Below are 19,856 nucleotides of genomic sequence, written 5' to 3'. Positions count from 1 at the left end.
GGCCCCGAAACCGCGGCGGGGTCAGGTCGTGGACCGGCGTCTGCGGGCCCCCGGCCGGCGTTCGCTGGGCCGGGTGACCGGGTCGCCGGCCTCCAGGGCCGAGGCCCGGCGCCGGGCGCCGAAGTCCGCGAGCGCCTCGGCCAGCTTGTGCACGGACGGCTCGGGAGCCATCACGTCCACCCGCAGCCCGTGCTCCTCGGCGGTCTTCGCGGTGGCCGGGCCGATACAGGCGATCACGGTGACGTTGTGCGGCTTGCCGGCGATGCCGACGAGGTTGCGCACGGTCGAGGACGACGTGAAGAGCACCGCGTCGAAGCCGCCGCCCTTGATCGCCTCCCGGGTCTCCGCCGGAGGAGGCGACGCCCGCACGGTCCGGTAGGCCGTGACGTCGTCCACCTCCCAGCCGAGTTCGATCAGCCCGGCGACCAGGGTCTCCGTGGCGATGTCGGCACGCGGCAGGAACACCCGGTCGATCGGGTCGAAGACCGGGTCGTAGGGCGGCCAGTCCTCCAGCAGACCTGCGGCGGACTGCTCGCCGGACGGCACCAGGTCGGGCTTCACACCGAACGCGATCAGCGCGTTGGCGGTCTGCTCGCCGACCGCGGCGACCTTGATGCCGGCGAAGGCGCGCGCGTCGAGCCCGTACTCCTCGAACTTCTCCCGCACCGCCTTGACGGCGTTGACCGAGGTGAAGGCGATCCACTCGTAGCGGCCGGTGACCAGGCCCTTGACCGCGCGCTCCATCTGCTGGGGTGTGCGCGGCGGTTCGACGGCGATGGTCGGCACCTCGTGCGGCACCGCGCCGTAGGACCGGAGCTGGTCGGAGAGCGAGGCCGCCTGCTCCTTGGTGCGCGGCACGAGCACCCGCCAGCCGAACAGCGGCTTGGACTCGAACCACGAGAGCTGCTCACGCTGAGCCGAGGCGGACCGCTCACCGACCACGGCTATGACCGGCCGGCCGCCCTCCGGCGACGGCAGCACCTTGGCCTGCTTCAGCGTCTGCGCGATGGTGCCGAGCGTCGCGGTCCAGGTCCGCTGCCGGGTGGTCGTACCGGCGACGGTGACCGTCAGCGGGGTGTCCGGCTTGCGGCCCGCGGCGACCAGCTCGCCGGCGGCGGCGGCCACGGAGTCGAGGCTGGTGGAGACGACCACCGTCCCGTCCGAGGCACCCACCTCCGTCCAGCACCGGTCGGAAGCCGTACGGGCGTCGACGAACCGCACGTCCGCGCCCTGCGCGTCACGCAGCGGCACACCGGCGTAGGCGGGCACACCGACGGCGGCCGCGACCCCGGGGACGACCTCGAAGGGCACCCCGGCGGCGGCGCACGCCAGCATCTCCTCGGCGGCGTAGGCGTCGAGTCCGGGGTCCCCGGACACCGCACGCACGACCCGCCTGCCGCCCCGCGCGGCCTCCATGACAAGATGTGCGGCATCCCGCGCGGCGGGTGCCCCAACGGTTGTTGACGAGCCGTCAACGACCGCCAGCTGAGGCGTGCCTGCGCCCGGATCCGGATCCGACGAGGGATCCGTGTCCACGACGGCGACGCCCGACCTGGCGTGGACGCGAACGACGTCGAGCACCTCGTGCTCGGCGACGAGAACGTCCGCGTTCGCCAGCGCCTCCACGGCGCGCAGAGTCAGCAGTCCCGGATCCCCGGGTCCGGCACCGAGGAAGGTGACGTGACCGTGTTCGAGGCCGGCGGAAAGGGTGGTGGGGCTCACTGTGCTCGCTCCCCCATCAGACCGGCCGCGCCCTGCGCGAGCATCTCGGTGGCGAGTTCGCGACCGAGCGCAAGCGCCTGGTCGTGCGTCTCGGGCACGGGACCGGTGGTGGACAGCTGCACCGTGCGCGAGCCGTCGGTGGTGCCGACGACGCCGCGCAGGCGCATTTCCTTGACAATCTGCCCGTCGGCCAGAAGGTCGGCCAGCGCGCCCACGGGGGCGCTGCAGCCGGCTTCCAGGGCGGCGAGCAGGGCTCGCTCGGCGGTCACGGCGGCCCGTGTGAACGGGTCGTCGAGCTCACCGAGCGCGGCGATCAGGTCCGCGTTGTCCGCGGTGCACTCGATCGCCAGGGCCCCCTGGCCGGGGGCGGGCAGAACCGTGTCGACCGACAGGAAGTCGGTCACCTCGTCGCTCCGGCCGATGCGGTTCAGGCCGGCCGCGGCGAGTACGACCGCGTCCAGCTCCCCGTCGTGGACGAACGCGATGCGGGTGTCGACGTTGCCGCGGATCGGGACCGTCTCGATGTCCAGGCCGTGGGCGCGGGCGTACGCGTTGAGCTGTGCCATGCGGCGCGGCGAACCCGTACCGATGCGCGCCCCGCGGGGCAGGTCGGTGAACTTCAGCGCGTCCCGGGCGACGATCACGTCCCGCGGGTCCTCGCGCAGCGGCACGGCGGCCAGTGCGAGCTCCTCGGGCTGCGTCGTCGGCAGGTCCTTCAGGGAGTGCACGGCGAAGTCGACCTCGCCGCGCAGCAGCGCGTCGCGCAGCGCGGTGACGAAGACGCCCGTGCCGCCGATCTGCGCGAGCGACTCCCGGGAGACGTCGCCGTACGTGGTGATCTCGACGAGCTCGACGGGCCGTCCGGTCACCTGGCTCACGGCGTCCGCCACCTGCCCGGACTGGGCCATGGCGAGCTTGCTCCGCCGGGTCCCGAGCCTCAGTGCCTTGTCTTTCATGCCGGCCCTCGGTCCTTCTCGGTGCTGTCCTCGGCCCGGGAGACGGCGGCCACCGTCTCGGGATCGAGGTCGAACAGGGTCCGCAGCGCGTCCGCGTACCCGGCGCCGCCGGGTTCGGCGGCGAGCTGCTTGACCCGTACGGTCGGCGCGTGCAGGAGCTTGTCCACCACGCGCTTCACGGTCTGGGTGATCTCGCTGCGGTGCTTGTCGTCGAGACCGGGCAGCCGCCCTTCGAGCCGGGCGATCTCCCCGGCCACGACGTCCGCGGCCATGGTGCGCAGCGCGACCACGGTCGGCGTGATGTGCGCCGCCCGCAGCGCGGCGCCGAAAGCGGCGACCTCGTCGGAGACGATACGGCGGACCTGGTCGACGTCGGCCGCCATCGGGGCGTTCGCCGAGGCGTCGGCGAGCGACTCGATGTCGACCAGCCGCACCCCGGCCAGCCGGTGCACGGCGGCGTCGATGTCCCGCGGCATGGCGAGATCGAGCAGGAACAGCACAGGCTCGGGCCGCGCCGCCTCGACGACGGCCTCGGGCCGACGCCGCTCGGGAATCCGCCCCACGGCGGCGACAGCGGCAGCGAGCGCGGCAATGGCCTCGGCCTCGTCCCCCGGCCGGTAAGGCCGAGGAATCCCGTTGTCCACCCAAGCCGCATGCTGCTCAAGCGTGGCGGCATCCATCCCGGCCACGGCCTCTTCCCCCATAACGGAGAAGCCGGTCGGCACAGCGGCAAGATCGAGAGGACAGTTCTCCTCGTCCCCGACCCCACCCGTCAAACTGCGAGCATTCGTGGTCGGCCCAGCCTGCACCCCGTCAGCGCCGGTCCCCGCGTCCCCACCCACATAGCCTGCGGGCAGTCGTGCCGCTTGGGCGGCACGGGTGGGCGCAGGCAGCACCCCGTCAGCGCCGGGCTGCGCAACCCCCGCACGCCCAGCCAACGCCGCCGCAACGGATTCCGCCCCGAGCACCAGCCCCGTGGCCCCGGTACAGGACACGACGACATCGGCACGTGTCAGTTCATCGGACACCGAGTCCATCGACACCGGACGGGCAACCGCCCCGCCCTCGCGGAGGATCTCCACGAGCCGTTCGGCCCGGTCGGGCGTGCGGTTGGCGATCACGATCTCGGCCACCCCGGCCCGCGCGAGCGTCGCCGCGGCCAGGGAGGACATCGAACCGGCGCCGATGACCAGCGCCTTCTTGCCGCGCGCCCAGTCCGGCACCTGCGCACCCCGGGCGAGCTGCTCGAGCCCGAACGTGACCAGCGACTGCCCCGCCCGATCGATCCCGGTCTCGGAGTGCGCCCGCTTACCGACCCGCAGCGCCTGCTGAAAGAGATCGTTCAGCAGCCGCCCGGCGGTGTGCAGATCCTGCGCCCGAGCCAGCGAGTCCTTGATCTGCCCGAGGATCTGCCCCTCACCGACGACCATGGAGTCCAGCCCGCAGGCCACCGAGAACAGATGGTGGACGGCCCGGTCCTCGTAATGCACGTACAGGTAGGGCGTCAGCTCGTCGAGCCCCACACCACTGTGCTGAGCGAGCAGCGTCGACAGTTCGGCGACCCCGGCATGGAACTTGTCCACGTCGGCGTACAGCTCGATCCGGTTGCAGGTGGCCAGCACCGCCGCCTCGGCGGCCGGCTCGGCGGCGACCGTGTCCTGGAGGAGCTTGACCTGGGCGTCCGCACCCAGCGCGGCCCGCTCCAGCACGCTCACCGGAGCGCTGCGGTGGCTGAGACCCACGACGAGGAGACTCATGCCGGCATCACGGCGGGTACGTCCCCGTCGGGTCCCTTGTCACCGGACTCGCCGCGCACGGCGGCGGCCGGGGCGGCGCTCTCGGCGGCCGCGGCCTCCTCGCCGGCCTTGCGCTGCTCGTGGAAGGCGAGGATCTGCAGCTCGATGGAGAGGTCGACCTTGCGCACGTCGACCCCGTCGGGAACGTTCAGCACGGTCGGCGCGAAGTTCAGGATGGAGGTCACCCCGGCCGCGACCAGCCGCTCGCACACCTGCTGCGCGGCACCGGCCGGAGTGGCGATGACACCGATGGACACGCCGTTGTCCTCGATGATCCGCTCGAGGTCGTCGGTGTGCTGCACGGGCATCCCGGCGACGGGCTTTCCGGCCATCGCGGGATCGGCGTCGATCAGCGCCGCGACCCGGAAGCCACGCGAGGCGAAGCCGCCGTAGTTGGCCAGGGCGGCGCCGAGGTTGCCGATACCGACGATCACAACCGGCCAGTCCTGGGTGAGCCCCAGTTCACGGGAGATCTGGTACACGAGATACTCGACGTCGTACCCCACACCGCGCGTCCCGTAGGAGCCCAGGTAGGAGAAGTCCTTGCGCAGCTTCGCGGAGTTGACCCCCGCGGCGGCCGCGAGCTCCTCGGAGGAGACCGTGGGCACCGAGCGCTCCGACAGTGCGGTCAGCGCGCGGAGGTACAGCGGAAGCCTGGCGACGGTGGCCTCGGGAATCCCTCGGCTACGGGTCGCCGGTCGGTGAGTTCGGCCAGTTGCCACGGTGCTCCTGCGGGTAGAGCGGGGCTGCAGGCGGTCATGCGTCCCCAGACCGCCCCGTCGAATGCAGGCTATGTCTTTGTGAACGCGTGCACAAAGATGGTGTCCGATTTGCCCGGCCAACGTGACCGGGGTCACGCGCCCCCGGCACGCTGACGCGGAACCGGTGCTCAGGCACCATCGCTCCTGTTGTCTTGGGGGCAAAACCGCACACTCTCCTCAACGATCCCCGCCCCCGAGACCAGTTCGCCGACGATCCTAAGTCAGTTTCCCCGCAAGTTGGACTGCTCAGTCAGTACCGGAAAGCGCGGAACGCAGGCGTCGCTCGTCCACCCGCCAGAAGGTGTGCTGCTCTCCGTCGACGAGGACGACGGGGATCTGTTCCCAGTACTGGTCGTGGAGTTGGGGGTCCTGGGAGATGTCCTTCTGCTCCCAGGGGACGCCCAGATCCGCGCACACCCTCTCGATCACCGACTGTGCGTCATCACACAGATGACAGCCGGGCTTGCGGATCAGGGTGACCAGCCGCTCCCCGGGTGGCGTGACCCGCTTACGGCGAAAGATGGGACTCATGTCGGCCATTCTCGCGCGCCGGGGGATTCCGGGTACCCGCCGTAACCCCCCGGGAACGCGGGGACGACGCCCCGACCGGGTCAGTTCTTTAACGACACGGTCGCGGAGAGTTCACAGCCTCCAAACCTCTCGACTCCGGTTGCACCGAACGGAATGGCTATGCTCACGCCATGGCCGCTCTCGGATGGCTCACTCCCCGTAGGCGCTCCGCCACGGCGCGGAGCGTGTTGGCAGGCGAGGCCTCGGCGGAGGCCGCGCGCAAGTCGGTACCCGAAGCCGTACCGGAGTCCCCGCCCGAAGCCGAACCGGAATTCCCGGTGCTCGGCGACGACCGGGCCGCCGCCTTCTTCGACCTCGACAACACCGTCATGCAGGGCGCCGCGATCTTCCACTTCGGCCGCGGCCTGTACAAGCGGAAGTTCTTCGAGACCCGCGACCTGGCCCGGTTCGCCTGGCAGCAGGCCTGGTTCCGGCTGGCCGGCATCGAGGACCCCGAGCACATGCAGGACGCCCGGGACTCCGCCCTGTCCATCGTCAAGGGCCACCGCGTCGCCGAGCTGCAGTCCATCGGCGAGGAGATCTACGACGAGTACATGGCCGAGCGGATCTGGCCCGGCACCCGCGCCCTGGCCCAGGCCCACCTCGACGCGGGCCAGAAGGTGTGGCTCGTCACGGCGGCCCCGGTGGAGATCGCCCAGGTCATCGCCCGCCGCCTCGGACTGACGGGCGCCCTGGGCACCGTCGCCGAGTCGGTCGACGGCGTCTACACCGGCAAGCTGGTCGGCGAGCCCCTGCACGGCCCGGCCAAGGCCGAGGCGGTCCGCGCCCTGGCCTCCGGCGAGGGCCTGGACCTCTCGCGCTGCGCCGCCTACAGCGACAGCCACAACGACATCCCGATGCTGTCCCTGGTCGGCCACCCCTACGCGATCAACCCGGACACCAAGCTGCGCCGACACGCCCGGGACCAGGACTGGCGGCTGCGCGACTACCGCACCGGCCGCAAGGCGGCGAAGGTCGGCATCCCGGCCGCCGCCGGAGTGGGCGCCGTCGCCGGCGGCACCGCCGCGGCCATCGCCCTGAGCAGGCGCCGGCGCTGACCTGCGCGAGAGGGCCCGGCACAGGTGCGCCGGGCCCCGTACCGGACCAGGTCAGCCGGTCAGTGAGAACCGCTGGGCGTTCGAGGTGCCGCAGGGCTGCTGCGACAGCCGGGCCCCGTTCGCGGTGGAGCCGTTGTCGACGGTGAGGCACTTGCCGCTGTGCCGCGCGACGAACCGGTACCGGCCGTCGGCGCCGGTGGACTCCGCACGCCACTGCTGGTTGGTGCCGCCCACGTAGCTCCACAGATGGACCCGGGCGCCGTCGGCCGTGGCCCCCGGGCCGCCGTCCACGTCCCAGACCCGGCCGTTGAACTGGTTCACGACCTGGTGGAAGCCGTCACTGGTGGGCCGGAACTGCCACTTCTGGTTGGTGCCGGTGGTGCAGGCCCACTGCTGCAGGGCCGTCCCGTCGCCGGTGCCCCACCCTTCCGCGTCCAGACAGGCGCCGCTGCCCGCGTTGACCACCCGGTACCAGGCGGCGGGGTCGAGAGGACCGCTCGGGGTGTCACCGCCGGCGGTCCACACGACGGTCGCCACGGCCCCGGCCGGAAGCGTGTACGCCAGGGTCCGGCCGCCCTCCGTCAGCGAGAACCGCTGCGCGCCGCCCGCGGTGTTGACCACGTACGCGGCGAAGGAGCCGTCGGGGTTCTGGAAGGTGACGTTCTGCACGCCGCCGGCGCCCTGGCTGGTGGAACCGACCCGGGTGGCGCCGGGCCTGACGAACTTGGTGACATGCCCGAGGACGTAGTACTCCGCGTTGCGGGTCACGTTCTGGCCCGCGATCTCCACGACGCCGTTGCACCGGTCGGTGCAGTGCCCCTGGTGGGGGCCGCCGTTCTGGTCGAGGGCGAGGTTCCAGTTGACGACGGTCTCACCGCCGTTGCGCATGTTCTGCACGACCAGGTTCTCGGCGTGCCAGCGCAGCGTGTCGCCGAAGGTGGTCGCCGGGTCGGCGCTGTCGGTGCCGGAGCACTCGGTGAAGAAGACCCGCTTGCCGGCGTTCACGACCTGCTGCTGCGCGGCCGGGGCGCCGCCGTAGCAGTGGAAGGCGGCGCCGATGACGCGCTGGATGCCCTGGGTGGAGTTGAACACCTCCACCGGGTAGTTCGGGTGGTCCCAGTTGTGGTCGTAGGCGAGGACGTTGGTCGGCAGGCCGTTCGCGGTCAGCGTCCGGTCGAGCACGCGCAGGAAGGCCGCCTGCTCGGCGGAGGTCATCGACATCGACGGGTACGAGGTGGCGAACTCGGGCTCGTTCTGCACGGTGAGGTCGGTCAGGGTGATGCCCTCCCGGCCGTACGCCTGGACCGCCTTGACCAGGTAGTCGGCGTACGCCTGGTACTGGTCGGTGCGCAGGCTGCCGCCGTTGAGGGAGTTCCCGGTCTTCATCCACGCCGGCGGCGACCAGGGCGAGCCCATGAACCGGATCGCCGGGTTGAGGGCGGTCGCCTGCTTCACGACCGGGATGATCTCCTGCCGGTCGCGGGCGATGGAGAAGGAACCCCGGGTGTCCTCGTAGGTGTAGAAGCCGCCCGAGTTGAAGTCGGTGCTGCCCAGCGGCTGACGCAGGTAGTTCAGCCCGATGCCCTCGGTCGGCGAGAACAGCGACTTCATCAGGTCCGCGCGCCGGTCGGCGGGCAGTTGCTGGATCAGGTGCGCGGACGCCTCGGTGACCGAGGCCCCGGCGCCGGTGAACCGCTGGCCCCGGCTGCCGGCGTCGACCCGGATGTCGACGGGCTGGACGGCACCGTCGAAGGCGACGGTCTCGGCGCTGAGCTTCCTGGCCCCGTCGGGGGTGGTGACCCAGACCTGTGCGGTGGGGTCGGCGGCCCGGGCGGTGGTGGTGCCGGCGGCGAGGCCGGCCACGGCGAGGACCAGGGCGGCGCCCGCTGCGCGGGCCCGGAGCGTCGTTCTCGTTGACACGGTGCGGCTCTCCTTCGGTGGGGGTGACCTGTGACGAGGAGTGGTGCGCCCGGTCCGCCTCTCGACGCCCGGGGTCGGAAAGTGCGCGGCTCGCTGTGACGACGGCCACATGAAAGCACACCCACTAAGTACTTAGTAAGTGACCTGTGTCACACTTCCTGTCCCGCTCCACCAGGACGATCACCGCACCGGACGGGACACCTATGCTGTCGCGGGTGAGCAGGCACTCGGCAGGCCGACCGAACCGCGGACCCCGCACCCCGCGCAGCGCGGAGGCCAAGGCGCGGCAGCGGGAGATCCTCCACATCGCCATGGACACGTTCGCCGCGCGCGGCTACCGCAACGCGCCGCTCCAGGAGATCGCCGACCGCGCCGGACTCACCCAGGCCGGCGTCCTGCACTACTTCCGCACCAAGTCCCAGCTGCTCACCAGCGTCCTGGAACTGCGCGACCAGACCGACATAGAGCAGCTCGGCCCCGACCGCCCGCAGGGGCTGGAGTTCCTGCGCCACCTCGTCGACACCGCCCGCCGCAACGCCGAGCGCGAGGGCATGGTCCGCCTCTACGCGGTGCTGTCCGCCGAGTCCGTCACCGACGAACACCCCGCCCAGTCCTACTTCCGCGACCGCTACGCGGGACTGCGCGCCTTCGTCGCCGACGCCCTGCGCGAGGCGGCCGGCCTGCCCGCCGACGACCCCCGCGCCGAACCGGCCGCCAACGCGGTCATCGCCGTGATGGACGGCCTCCAGGTCCAGTGGCTGCTCGCCCCCGAGGCGGTGGACATGTCGGCGTCGACCGAACTCGTCCTGAACTCCCTCCTCGCCGGCCTCGCACCCCACCGGCCCCCCGCCGCGAACTGACCGCGCGCACCCGCGGCCCGACCGCGCGCACGCCCACAGCGCGACAGCCGCACGGAAAAGCGGCCAATCCAACCGGCGTACCCCGATGGGCCCGCATCCAGTCCAGTTGTCCGCGCACCGCCACAACACGCCCCGGACCGAGCCGGAATACGAGCCGAATCGATCAACAAGCTGTCACTCTGCGCCACTTGAACGGACACCAATCGGCTACAGAAGCGACGTAATCGGTGATTTGAGCAACTGGGTGTAGCAGTGCCTGCACGAAGCGTTATTCTCCTCAAACGCAATCCGATACCCCTCCGTCGCTACGACGGGTGAACGGTTGCGCACTGCTCGTGATGGAAGCTCTGCCTCTGGGAGTCCCGTGTACCCACACGTCGGGGTTGACGCCTCGGGCCTGGCTACGCTGCGCGCAACGGTCCAGGACCTGCTGCGCGGCTTCGTCCCCACCGCGTACGCCGTCCCCGCCCTCGCCGTGGCCGCCGCCCCCGTCGGCCCGTGCTACGCACTCGCCGAGGGCGGCGCCACCGTCGGCAGACGGGGGCGAGCGACCGGCGCCACCACCACCCGGCGACCGGCCGCCGACAGCGACAGCGCCCGGATGATGGATCTCGTGGAGCGGGCGCAGGCCGGCGAGGCCGACGCGTTCGGCCGGCTCTACGACCAGTACAGCGACACCGTCTACCGGTACATCTACTACCGGGTCGGCGGGAAGGCGACCGCCGAGGACCTCACCAGTGAGACCTTCCTGCGGGCCCTGCGCCGTATCGGCACCTTCACCTGGCAGGGCCGCGACTTCGGCGCCTGGCTGGTGACCATCGCCCGCAACCTGGTCGCCGACCACTTCAAGTCCAGCCGCTTCCGGCTGGAGGTCACCACCGGCGAGATGCTCGACGCCAACGAGGTCGAGCGCTCCCCCGAGGACTCGGTGCTGGAGTCCCTCTCCAACGCGGCCCTGCTCGACGCCGTGCGGCGACTCAACCCCCAGCAGCAGGAGTGCGTGACACTCCGCTTCCTCCAGGGGCTGTCCGTCGCCGAGACCGCCCGGGTCATGGGCAAGAACGAGGGGGCCATCAAGACCCTCCAGTACCGGGCCGTGCGTACCCTCGCCCGGCTCCTCCCGGACGACGCCCGCTGACCGGGCACGCTCCGTAGCACCCAACTCGCAATCAGTGAAAGTCCGTTGACTCCCCGATCCGATCATCCGCCGTGCGTAACCCAAGTGCCGCGACGCTCGTTGTGCGGGATGCAGGCTCCCTGTGGTCACAACCCGGCCGCCTCCGATCACCCGATCGTGTGGGCGCGGTCGGGGCGTGCAACCCTCAGGACCCCCTGGGGAGTCGACCGTCATGACGAGAGGAGGTGCCGCCAGTGATCGCGAACGTATCGGCGCACCGGCGGGCGAACGCCTTCGCCCAGGCCCTGGAGGAACAGTCCGACCGGGGCCCGGCGGCCGAACAGACCGAGGGGTCGACACCGGCCCCGGCTGCCGCGGAACAGACCGAGCAGGGCCGACTCATGGCCCTCGCGTCCGGTCTCGGCGAGCTGCCCAAGCCGGTACTGGACCCCGAGGTCAAGGTCGTCCAGCGAGCCCAGCTCGTGGCCGCGATGGAGGCCATGCTGCTGGCGGGCGCAGGAGGCGAGGCGGACACTTCGGTACCCGAGCAGCGATCCCACCGGGCCAGGGGCGCCCACCGGGCGAGCCCCCTGGGCAAGCTGCGACCGCGGTCCCGGCTCACCAAGGGCCTGGCCGCGGGCGGACTCAGCGTCGGCGTGGCCGCCGGAGCCTTCGGCGGAGTCGCCGCGGCCAGCGGCGACGCCCTCCCCGGCGACTCGCTCTACGGCCTGAAGCGGGGCATCGAGGACTTCAAGCGCGGACTGACCGACGGCGACAGCGAGCGCGGCCAGGCCTTCCTCGACCAGGCGTCCACCCGCCTGAACGAGGCCCGCCGACTGATGGAGCGCGGTCGGGGCGGCCACCTCGACCACGAATCCCTCACCGAGATCCGCCGCGCCCTGTCCGGCATGCACCACGACGCCTCCGAGGGCCACCGGCTGCTCTCGGCCGCGTACGCGGCCGACCCGGACTCCCTCGGCCCCATCCAGGCGCTCTCCACCTTCTCCACCTCGCACCGCGACACCTGGGGCGCGCTCCGCGACCGGCTCCCCGTCCAGCTCGGCGACGTCGGCGACCAGGTGTCGTCGGTCTTCGACGCCATAGACGAGGAAGTCGCGCCGCTGCAGTCCCTGCTGCCCGAGCAGCCCACCCAGGGCGACGGCGGCCGGCACCGCGGCGGCTCGGGACCCTCCGCCACCGACCCCTCCGGCACGGATCGCCGCTCGACCGCCCCGAGCAGCGGCGACAGCACCTCCGACCGGCAGGAGTCCAGCAGCGGCAGCCCCAGCAAGTCCGCGGGCGGCTCCGCCACCGAGGACGACGGGCTGCTCGGCGGCAGCACCGGCGGCCTGCTCGACCCACCGCAGGACGACACCGGCACCACGACCCCGTCCACCGGCACCACACCGGCACCGGAACCGGACGTGACACTCCCGCCGCTGCTCCCCGGCCTGCTCCCCGGGCTCGGCATCGACGCGGAGGACGCGAACTAGCGCGACAGCCGGATGGGGGGCGCCGTTCTCAGGAACGGCGCCCCCCATTTCCGTATAAACGTTTCTTCTGTCCAGGGCCGCGGTGGCGTCAGAAGAAGACCGACCTGCGCTGCACCAGCAGCTTGTACAGGGTGTGCTGGATCTGCTCCCTGACCTGGTCCGTCAGGTTGAACATCAGCATCGGGTCCTCGGCCGCCTCCGGCGGATAGCCGTCCGTGCGGATCGGCTCACCGAACTGGATCGTCCACTTCGTCGGCAGCGGGATCGCACCCAGCGGACCGAGCCAGGGGAAGGTCGGCGTCAGCGGGAAGTACGGGAACCCGAGCACCCGGGCCAGCGTCTTGGCGTTGCCGATCATCGGGTAGATCTCCTCCGCGCCCACGATCGAGCACGGGATGATGGGCGCGCCCTGCCGCAGCGCCGTGGAGACGAAACCGCCCCGCCCGAAGCGCTGGAGCTTGTACCGCTCCCCGAAGGGCTTGCCGATGCCCTTGAAGCCCTCCGGCATCACCCCGACCAGCTCGCCCTGGCCGAGCAGCCGCTCGGCGTCCTCCGCGCACGCCAGGGTGTGCCCGAGCTTGCGGGCCAGCTCGTTGACCACCGGCAGCATGAACACCAGGTCCGCCGCGAGCAGCCGCAGGTGCCGGCCCGCGGGATGGTTGTCGTGCACGGCGACCTGCATCATCAGGCCGTCCAGCGGCAGCGTCCCGGAGTGGTTGGCCACGATCAGCGCGCCGCCCTCGGACGGGATGTTCTCCACGCCCTTCACCTCGACCCGGAAGTACTTCTCGTACACCGGGCGCAGCAGCGACATCAGGACCTGGTCGGTCAGCTCCTCGTCGTAGCCGAAGTCGTCGACCTCGTAGTCCCCGGTGAGGCGGCGGCGCAGGAACGACAGACCGCCGGCGATACGCCGTTCCAGTCCACCGCCGTCCTGCTGCTTCTCAGGGGTCACAGGAACATCATCGTGCGAGGAGGCCCGGTCGGGCAGGGGCTGGACCTCACGGACCGGCGCGGGCTCCGTCCCGTGGCGCCGGCTCGCCGAGCTCCGGCGCCGCGGCGGCCGCGGTACGGCACCCCCGCGGGACCGGTCGTCGTCGAACGGAATGACCTTTGCATCCGCCATCGTTGATGCGCTCCTCAGTTGGCGCTCTGCGTCGAGGGGTGACCGCTGTCCGGGAGGGACAGCGCGGCGATCCGGTCGACGGCCCCCGCGAGGGCCTCCGGCGGAAGCAGTCCGGGGCCGCGGCCGCGGGCGAAGTCCGCGAAGGTCTCCGCGGTCGTGAATTTCGGCTGGAAGCCGAGGGTCTCCCGCATCTGGTCCGTCGCCACGACCCGGCCGTGGGTGAGCAGCCGGATCTGTTCGGGCGAGAAGTCCGTCATCCCGAGCGTACGCACCAGCGAGCCCGCCCAGGTGACGGCGGGCAGCAGCAGCGGCACGGTGGGCCGGCCGAGCCGCCGCGAGCACTGCGACAGCAACAGGACCCCGTCACCGGCGATGTTGAAGGTGCCGCTGTTGAGGGTGCCGCGCTCCGGCTCGTGCGAGGCGATCCGCAGCACCTCGATCACATCGTCCTCGTGCACGAACTGCAGCCGCGGGTCGTAGCCGAGGACGGTCGGCAGGATCGGCAGCGAGAAGTAGGCGGCGAGCGGCGAATCGGCCGCCGGGCCGAGGATGTTGGCGAACCGCAGCACGCACACGGCCACGTCCGGCCGCCGTCGCGCGAAGCCCCGCACGTACCCCTCGACCTCGACCGTGTCCTTGGCGAAGCCGCCGCTGGGCAGGGACTTGGCCGGGGTGGTCTCGGTGAACACCGCGGGATCGCGCGGCGCCGACCCGTACACGTTGGTGCTGGACTTCACCACCAGCCGCTTCACCGTCGGGGACTTCTGGCAGGCTCCGAGCAGCTGCATGGTGCCGATGACGTTGGTCTCCTTGACCGAGGTCCGACTGCCGCTGCCGAGCGCCGTCCCCGTCACGTCCAGGTGGACGACCGTGTCGGCGGCCGTCTCGGCCAGCACCCGCGCGATGGTCGGCTGCCGGATGTCGGCCAGGACGAAGTCCGCGCCGCCCAGATGGTGCTCGGGCGGCACCGCGTCCACGGCGACGACCCGGTCCACCTGCGGGTCACGCTGGATCCGTCGGACGAACCGGCCTCCCAGCTGCCGGGCCACTCCGGTCACGAGCACGACCTTGCCCAAGATCAGCGCCTTCCTTCCAGATCTCGTCCAGACCCGATGTACCGCTGCTCGTCACCCTGCCGGGTTCCCCGTCCGCGGCCAACCTAGCGGGTCGGTGTTGCGCTGTGATGACCGCCCAATGCACGAAGTGACGACGCCCGTGGACGGACGAACAGACCAAGCCATACCGGTGTCCGAAGCCACGCACGCAATCCGACCCGCCGCACACCGCGCGAAAAACGCGTATGGCCCCCGACCGAATCAATCCGGTGGGGGCCACACACACGCTCTCGCGGCTCGCGTCGCGAACTTACTTCTTGTTGCGACGCTGAACGCGCGTGCGCTTGAGCAGCTTGCGGTGCTTCTTCTTGGCCATCCGCTTGCGCCGCTTCTTGATAACAGAGCCCACGACTACCCTCGCTCACTTCTCATCACTCGGTGTTTGGGCGCCATGGGCCCACACGACCTACGAGGGGCTAGCCTACCCGCCCGAGCGCTGAGGTCGTAATCGAGGCGGTCGGGGGAGATCCCACGGTGCCCGGAGGATTCCCCCGCACCCCTTGCCGTCAGGCGGTTTCCACCCCCACATAGCTCTCGCGGAGGTACTCGTGCACCGCTTGCTCCGGGACGCGGAAGGACCGCCCCACCCGGATCGCGGGCAGATGACCGCTGTGCACCAGCCGGTACACGGTCATCTTCGACACTCGCATCACCGAGGCGACTTCCGCCACGGTAAGGAACTGAACCTCGTTCAGAGGCCTCTCGCCTGCTGCAGCCATGACACACCTGAACCTTCCGCACTCGACGGCCACCGGCTTCCCCTTCCGGTGACTCTTCGTCGTTGCGTGCTCACTCCCCAATGTAGGGGCGGGTGATGCGAGTGGGGAAGAGGTGCACCCATCGGCGGCCTACTGTGACAGACACGCTCGATTGAGTACGTAGCGGGTAAGCGGCCGGTAGTAATCGGACCGCACAGCGTCATCAAGTGGAACGGCCACGGACACGACCCCCTCGGCCTCACCCACGAAGAGCGCGGGGTCATCGGTATCGGCCAGACCAATGGCCTCAAACCCCAGCTGACCTGCTCCGCAGACCCACCCGTGGTCCCCGATCACCAGCTCGGGCAGGGGCCCGCCGGCCTCCGCGGCCGCCGCCAGCACGGTACGAACCGGGAGCGGCGAGTGCGTGTGTGCGCCGGGCTCACCACCGGAGCCCTCGGAGCCGGCTTCGCGTACCAGCGCGACTCGTCGTACGTAGTCGAGGTTGTGCGTACGTAGACCGAACCGGGTCGTTATGTCGACACAGCGACCCTGCGCGGGGGTGAGTACGGTACATCCGGCCGCCGAGAGAGCGTCCGCCAAGTCGGCGTAGAAACCGAGCAGTCGATGCGGGTGCCCGGTACCGAGCAGCACGGGTCCGCCGCGCCGGGCGACCGCCCCGATCCGGGCCGCGAACGCGTCCAGCGCGGTAAGCGTCCGCTCGGGATCGATCACATCATGCCCTTGAACAAGCAACGGATCGCCGGAGACCCCACACTTTTCGGCCATGAGCGCGACCAACTCCCGCGCTCCCCAATCCCCTTGAGGATCGATCCCCATCAACACCCGCGGATCACGGGCGGCGAAGAGCCGATAGCTCCGAAGACTGACCTCCCGAGAGGTGGCCACCCTCCCCGCCAGCCCCACCCCGACGAGGTGAGCACGCAAACCCCCAACAGAAACCACCCAACAAATCCTGACGCACCACCCCACCCCCCACAGCCCGTTTCCCCCCAACACCCCACGCTCGGCGTAACCCACACCAGCCCACCCGTCGCCTTTCAAAGCCCGCCCGGCCCAATTCAGCCCGTCCGACCCCTCCCCCAAGCCCGCCAAGGCCAAATCCAGCCCGCTCGGCCCAATTCAGCCCGTCCGGCGTTTGAGGACGAGGCCCTCCGGGCCGATCAGGGGGCAAGGGGGCGAAGCCCCCAAACGCGACCCGAGGGCACAGCCCCGAGGGGGTCAGGGGGCGCAGCCCCCGGGGCGAGGGGTCAGGGGGCACAGCCCCGAGGGGGTCAGGGGGCGCAGCCCCCGGGGCGAGGGGTCAGGGGGCACAGCCCCCGGGGCGGGGCCGAAGGGGCGGCAGCCCCTGGGGACGGGAAGGGAAGGGGCGGCGGGGGCGAAAACCCCTCACCAACAACCCCCGTCACGCCAACAACCCCCGCAACGGAAACACCGCCCGCCGAGCCGCCAGCACCGCCTGATCAACCCGATCCGCAGGGTCGTACCCCGCCTCCCACTCCCCCCACCGAACAGGCCACCGCCCATCAGTCATCCGCATGGGCGCCAACTGCCGAGTACGAGCAAACACCTCCTGCCGCCACCCCTCAGGAATCACCGTCTCGGGCGCGATCTCCCGCCCCGCAGCAACCCCCACCAGATGCGTCCAGGACCGCGGCACCACATCCACCACCGCATACCCCCCACCCCCGAGCGCCACCCACCGCCCCTCCGCGTACTCATGCGCCAACGCATGACAGGCGACCTGCACAGCCCGCTGCGCATCCAGCGAAACAGCAAGATGAGCCAGCGGATCCTCGAAGTGCGTATCGGCCCCGTGCTGAGTAACCAGCACCTGCGGCCGAAACTCCGCGATCAACTCCGGCACCACGGAGTGAAACGCCCGCAGCCACCCCGCGTCCCCGGTCCCCGCCGGCAACGCCACATTCACCGCGGACCCCTCCGCGCCCCCCGGGGCCCCGGTCTCCTCCGGCCACCCGGTCTGCGGGAACAACGTCCGGGGATGCTCGTGCAGCGAGATCGTCAGAACCCGCGGATCCTCCCAGAACGCGGCCTGCACCCCATCCCCGTGATGCACGTCGACATCCACATAGGCGACCCGCTGAGCCCCCAGCTCCAACAGCCGCGCGATAGCGATGGACGCGTCGTTGTAGATGCAGAACCCCGCCGCACCCCCGGGCATCGCATGATGCAACCCACCCGCGAAGTTCACCGCGTGCAGCGCCTCCCCCCGCCACACGGCCTCCGCCGCCCCCACGGACTGCCCGGCGATCAGCGCGGACACCTCGTGCATCCCGGCGAACGCCGGATCGTCGAGCGTCCCGATCCCGTACGACCCGTCCGCCGAACCGGGATCGGCCGAGGCCGCCTTCACGGCCGCGATGTAGTCCGGCCGGTGGACGAGCCGCAGGGTCGACTCCCCGGCGGCCTTCGCCGCGACCACGTCCACGTCCCGGTCGAGCCCGAAGGCCGCCACCAGGCGCCGGGTCAGCGCGAGCCGGACCGGGTCCATCGGATGGTCCGGGCCGAAGTCATAGCCCGTTACTGCCTCGTCCCACATCAGCTGTGCGCGGCCGCTCATGCCCGCCACCGTATCGGTCCGGTTGAGCCTCGAACGAGCGGGCGTACACGAGCGTCACCAGCACCAACACCATCGGCACAAGCATCGCCCCGCGGTAGCTCCACGCATCGCCCAGGGCCCCCACCAATGGCGAACCGATCAAAAAGCCCACATAGTTGAACACATTGAGCCGGGCAACGGCCGCGTCCGACGCCCCCGGGAACAACCGCCCCGCAGCGGCGAAGGTCTGCGGCACCAGCACACACAACCCCAGCCCGACAAAGGTGAACCCGAGCATCCCCACCCAGGCCCCGGGCGCGACAGCGACCACCGCGAACCCGACCGCGGCCACCACGGCACCCACCCGCACCACCACCGCGGCCCCGAGCCGCCGCACCCCGAAGTCCCCGATGGCCCGCCCCAGCAGCGTCGTCACCATGTAGACGTTGTACGGCACGGTCGCCAGCTGCTCACTGCTGCCCAGCACGTCCTGCAGATACTTGGCGCTCCAGTTGGAGACCGTCGAGTCCCCGATGTACGCGAAGGTCATCACCAGACACAGCGGCAGCAGCACCTTGAACCCGACACCGCTCACCGACCCCTTGCCGGTCTCCTCCCGCTCCGGCTCGCCCCCGGGCTCCCCGTCGGCATACCACCGGCTCCCCACCAGCGCGGCCGGCAACAGCACCACCACGACCGGCAGATACGACACGAACAGCGCGAAGTCCCAGCGCGCCCCGACCCACGCCAGCGAGGCCCCCACGATCCCGCCCAGGCTGTACGCGGCGTGGAAACTCAGCATGATGCTGCGCCCGTACGACCGCTGAAGGCTCACCCCGAGCATGTTCATCGAGGCGTCCAGAGCCCCCACCGCAAGACCGAACACCCCGAGGGCGACAGCCAGCTCGACCATCCGCTCCCCCGCCGCCACTCCCAGCAGCGCGAGGAACACCACCGGCTGGGACCAGCGCAGCACCACACTCGGCGGCACCCGCTTCACCAGCCGCTCGGTGGCCACACTCCCCGCACCGGCCAGGATCGGCACAGCCGCGAGGAAGGCCGGCAGCAGCGCGTCGGACACCCCGTACCGGTCCTGGATCGCCGGGATACGGGTCACCAGCAGCGCGAACGCGACGCCCTGGGCGAAGAAGCCGAACGCCAGCGAGGCCCTGCCGCGCCGCAGCACATCAGTCATGGCGGCGAGCGTAGGGCCCCGGCGTACCCGTGGGTAGATCCAGCCAAAAATGAATTTGTTTCAGCTTTCCGGTGCGGACCCCCGCACCGGCTCAGCTCAGCAGATCGAGCAACTCGCCCATGTCCTCGAAGAGTCCGGTGGCGTCCGCCAGCCGCGAGGCCGGCGTCATGGCCGTGAACCCGTAGACGTCCATCCCCGCGGCCACGGCCGCCTGGACGCCGAGCGGGCTGTCCTCGACGACGGCACAGCGCTCCGGCGCGACCCCCATCCGCTCGGCCGCGTACAGAAACAGATCGGGAGCAGGCTTTCCCCGCCCGACATCCTGCGAACTGAAGATCCGCCCGTCCTCGAACCACCGGCTCAGCCCGGTCGTCCGGTGCCCCACCCGGATCCGCTCATGGCTCCCGGACGAGGCCAGGCAGTACGGCACCCCGTCCGCGGCGAGCTTCGCCAGCACCTCCTCGGCCCCGCGCACGGGCTTCAGCTCCCGCTCGAAGGCGGCGAACACCCGGGCGTGGAAGACATCGTCGAAGTCCGCCGGCAACGGGGTACCGGTCCGCGCCTCCACGAGATCGTGCACCCGGTGCATCGCGGAGCCCATGTAGTCCCGGAGGGACTCCTCATAGGTGGTGGGATGCCCCAGCTCGGTGAGATAGCCGGCGAGCAACCGGTTGGAGATGGGCTCGCTGTCGACGAGCACACCGTCATTGTCGAAGATGACAAGGTCATAGCGCATGGAAAAGAGCCTAAACGCAGAAAACCCCGCACCATAAGGTGCGGGGTTTTCCCAAAATTTGTTCGGCGGCGTCCTACTCTCCCACAGGGTCCCCCCTGCAGTACCATCGGCGCTGTGAGGCTTAGCTTCCGGGTTCGGAATGTAACCGGGCG

18 protein-coding genes and 1 rRNA gene are annotated in these 19,856 nt (G+C 70.9%); 4 read left to right on the top strand and 15 right to left on the bottom strand.

Features of this window, described 5'->3' with window-relative positions; translation table 11 throughout:
- Nucleotides 1-21: 21 nt before the first annotated feature.
- From ABT296_RS35445 to ABT296_RS35425, 5 genes are all read right to left on the bottom strand, one after another.
- Nucleotides 22-1,722, bottom strand: a complete 1,701-nt coding sequence (locus ABT296_RS35445; RefSeq protein WP_351933699.1) for a bifunctional uroporphyrinogen-III C-methyltransferase/uroporphyrinogen-III synthase — start codon at nucleotides 1,720-1,722, stop codon at nucleotides 22-24.
- Nucleotides 1,719-2,678: a hydroxymethylbilane synthase gene (gene hemC / locus ABT296_RS35440; protein ID WP_351933697.1), complete on the bottom strand. Its 960-nt coding sequence runs from the start codon at nucleotides 2,676-2,678 to the stop codon at nucleotides 1,719-1,721. The genes ABT296_RS35445 and hemC overlap by 4 nt, the downstream gene beginning before the upstream one ends.
- Nucleotides 2,675-4,435, bottom strand: coding sequence for a glutamyl-tRNA reductase (locus ABT296_RS35435; protein ID WP_351933695.1), 1,761 nt, complete (start codon nucleotides 4,433-4,435; stop codon nucleotides 2,675-2,677). Before ABT296_RS35435 ends, hemC begins: the two co-directional genes overlap by 4 nt.
- Complete coding sequence (locus tag ABT296_RS35430) at nucleotides 4,432-5,196, bottom strand: redox-sensing transcriptional repressor Rex (RefSeq protein ID WP_351933693.1); 765 nt, start codon at nucleotides 5,194-5,196, stop codon at nucleotides 4,432-4,434. The genes ABT296_RS35435 and ABT296_RS35430 overlap by 4 nt, the downstream gene beginning before the upstream one ends.
- A gap of 285 nt (nucleotides 5,197-5,481) precedes the next feature.
- Nucleotides 5,482-5,775, bottom strand: a complete 294-nt coding sequence (locus ABT296_RS35425) for a glutaredoxin family protein (RefSeq protein ID WP_502977405.1) — start codon at nucleotides 5,773-5,775, stop codon at nucleotides 5,482-5,484.
- Between the two features lie 161 nt (nucleotides 5,776-5,936).
- Here ABT296_RS35425 and ABT296_RS35420 point away from each other — a divergent pair, with 161 nt between their 5' ends.
- A complete protein-coding gene (locus ABT296_RS35420) occupies nucleotides 5,937-6,863 on the top strand; it encodes an HAD family hydrolase (RefSeq protein ID WP_351933689.1) in 927 nt (308 codons plus the stop codon).
- 51 nt (nucleotides 6,864-6,914) lie between these two features.
- Here the strand turns inward: ABT296_RS35420 and ABT296_RS35415 are convergent, their stop codons facing one another.
- Nucleotides 6,915-8,783 carry an RICIN domain-containing protein gene (locus tag ABT296_RS35415; RefSeq protein WP_351933687.1) on the bottom strand — a complete coding sequence of 623 codons (1,869 nt, stop codon included), beginning with the start codon at nucleotides 8,781-8,783 and terminating at the stop codon, nucleotides 6,915-6,917.
- A 215-nt stretch (nucleotides 8,784-8,998) separates the two neighbouring features.
- On the opposite strand from ABT296_RS35415, the gene ABT296_RS35410 reads away from it, so the two are divergent.
- The 3 genes from ABT296_RS35410 to ABT296_RS35400 all read left to right on the top strand — a co-directional run bounded on the left by ABT296_RS35410 (nucleotide 8,999) and on the right by ABT296_RS35400 (nucleotide 12,253).
- Nucleotides 8,999-9,643 (top strand): TetR/AcrR family transcriptional regulator, encoded by a 645-nt coding sequence (locus ABT296_RS35410; RefSeq protein ID WP_453167840.1) that lies wholly within the window; start codon nucleotides 8,999-9,001, stop codon nucleotides 9,641-9,643.
- Between the two features lie 364 nt (nucleotides 9,644-10,007).
- Complete coding sequence (locus tag ABT296_RS35405) at nucleotides 10,008-10,781, top strand: ECF subfamily RNA polymerase sigma factor, BldN family (protein WP_351933685.1); 774 nt, start codon at nucleotides 10,008-10,010, stop codon at nucleotides 10,779-10,781.
- A gap of 233 nt (nucleotides 10,782-11,014) precedes the next feature.
- Nucleotides 11,015-12,253, top strand: a complete 1,239-nt coding sequence (locus ABT296_RS35400; protein WP_351933683.1) for a DUF5667 domain-containing protein — start codon at nucleotides 11,015-11,017, stop codon at nucleotides 12,251-12,253.
- An 88-nt stretch (nucleotides 12,254-12,341) separates the two neighbouring features.
- Here ABT296_RS35400 and ABT296_RS35395 read toward each other — a convergent pair whose 3' ends face one another.
- From ABT296_RS35395 to rrf, 9 genes are all read right to left on the bottom strand, one after another.
- Entirely contained in the window at nucleotides 12,342-13,379 is a 1,038-nt protein-coding gene (locus ABT296_RS35395; protein ID WP_351933682.1) for a lysophospholipid acyltransferase family protein, read from the bottom strand.
- Nucleotides 13,380-13,393: 14 nt separating this feature from the next.
- On the bottom strand, nucleotides 13,394-14,455 hold the full coding sequence (locus ABT296_RS35390; protein ID WP_351933680.1) for an NAD-dependent epimerase/dehydratase family protein: 1,062 nt from the start codon (nucleotides 14,453-14,455) through the stop codon (nucleotides 13,394-13,396).
- Between the two features lie 289 nt (nucleotides 14,456-14,744).
- Nucleotides 14,745-14,843, bottom strand: a complete 99-nt coding sequence (locus tag ABT296_RS35385; RefSeq protein WP_003948845.1) for a 30S ribosomal protein bS22 — start codon at nucleotides 14,841-14,843, stop codon at nucleotides 14,745-14,747.
- Nucleotides 14,844-15,000: 157 nt separating this feature from the next.
- On the bottom strand, nucleotides 15,001-15,213 hold the full coding sequence (locus ABT296_RS35380) for a helix-turn-helix domain-containing protein (RefSeq protein WP_004984898.1): 213 nt from the start codon (nucleotides 15,211-15,213) through the stop codon (nucleotides 15,001-15,003).
- A gap of 129 nt (nucleotides 15,214-15,342) precedes the next feature.
- Nucleotides 15,343-16,158 (bottom strand): phosphatase, encoded by an 816-nt coding sequence (locus tag ABT296_RS35375; RefSeq protein ID WP_351933678.1) that lies wholly within the window; start codon nucleotides 16,156-16,158, stop codon nucleotides 15,343-15,345.
- Between the two features lie 460 nt (nucleotides 16,159-16,618).
- Nucleotides 16,619-17,794, bottom strand: coding sequence for an acetoin utilization protein AcuC (locus ABT296_RS35370; protein ID WP_351933676.1), 1,176 nt, complete (start codon nucleotides 17,792-17,794; stop codon nucleotides 16,619-16,621).
- A complete protein-coding gene (locus ABT296_RS35365; protein WP_351933674.1) occupies nucleotides 17,745-18,968 on the bottom strand; it encodes an MFS transporter in 1,224 nt (407 codons plus the stop codon). Before ABT296_RS35365 ends, ABT296_RS35370 begins: the two co-directional genes overlap by 50 nt.
- Nucleotides 18,969-19,059: 91 nt before the next feature.
- Nucleotides 19,060-19,704 (bottom strand): HAD family hydrolase, encoded by a 645-nt coding sequence (locus ABT296_RS35360; RefSeq protein ID WP_351933664.1) that lies wholly within the window; start codon nucleotides 19,702-19,704, stop codon nucleotides 19,060-19,062.
- 60 nt (nucleotides 19,705-19,764) lie between these two features.
- Nucleotides 19,765-19,856 (bottom strand): 5S ribosomal RNA (gene rrf, locus ABT296_RS35355); the annotation flags it as partial.

The organism is Streptomyces sp. NPDC000983 (genome assembly GCF_040299205.1).
In the GTDB taxonomy this organism is placed as follows: Bacteria; Actinomycetota; Actinomycetes; order Streptomycetales; family Streptomycetaceae; genus Streptomyces.
Note: the sequence above shows the minus strand (reverse complement) of the source record. Positions and strands in the feature narration are given on the sequence as shown.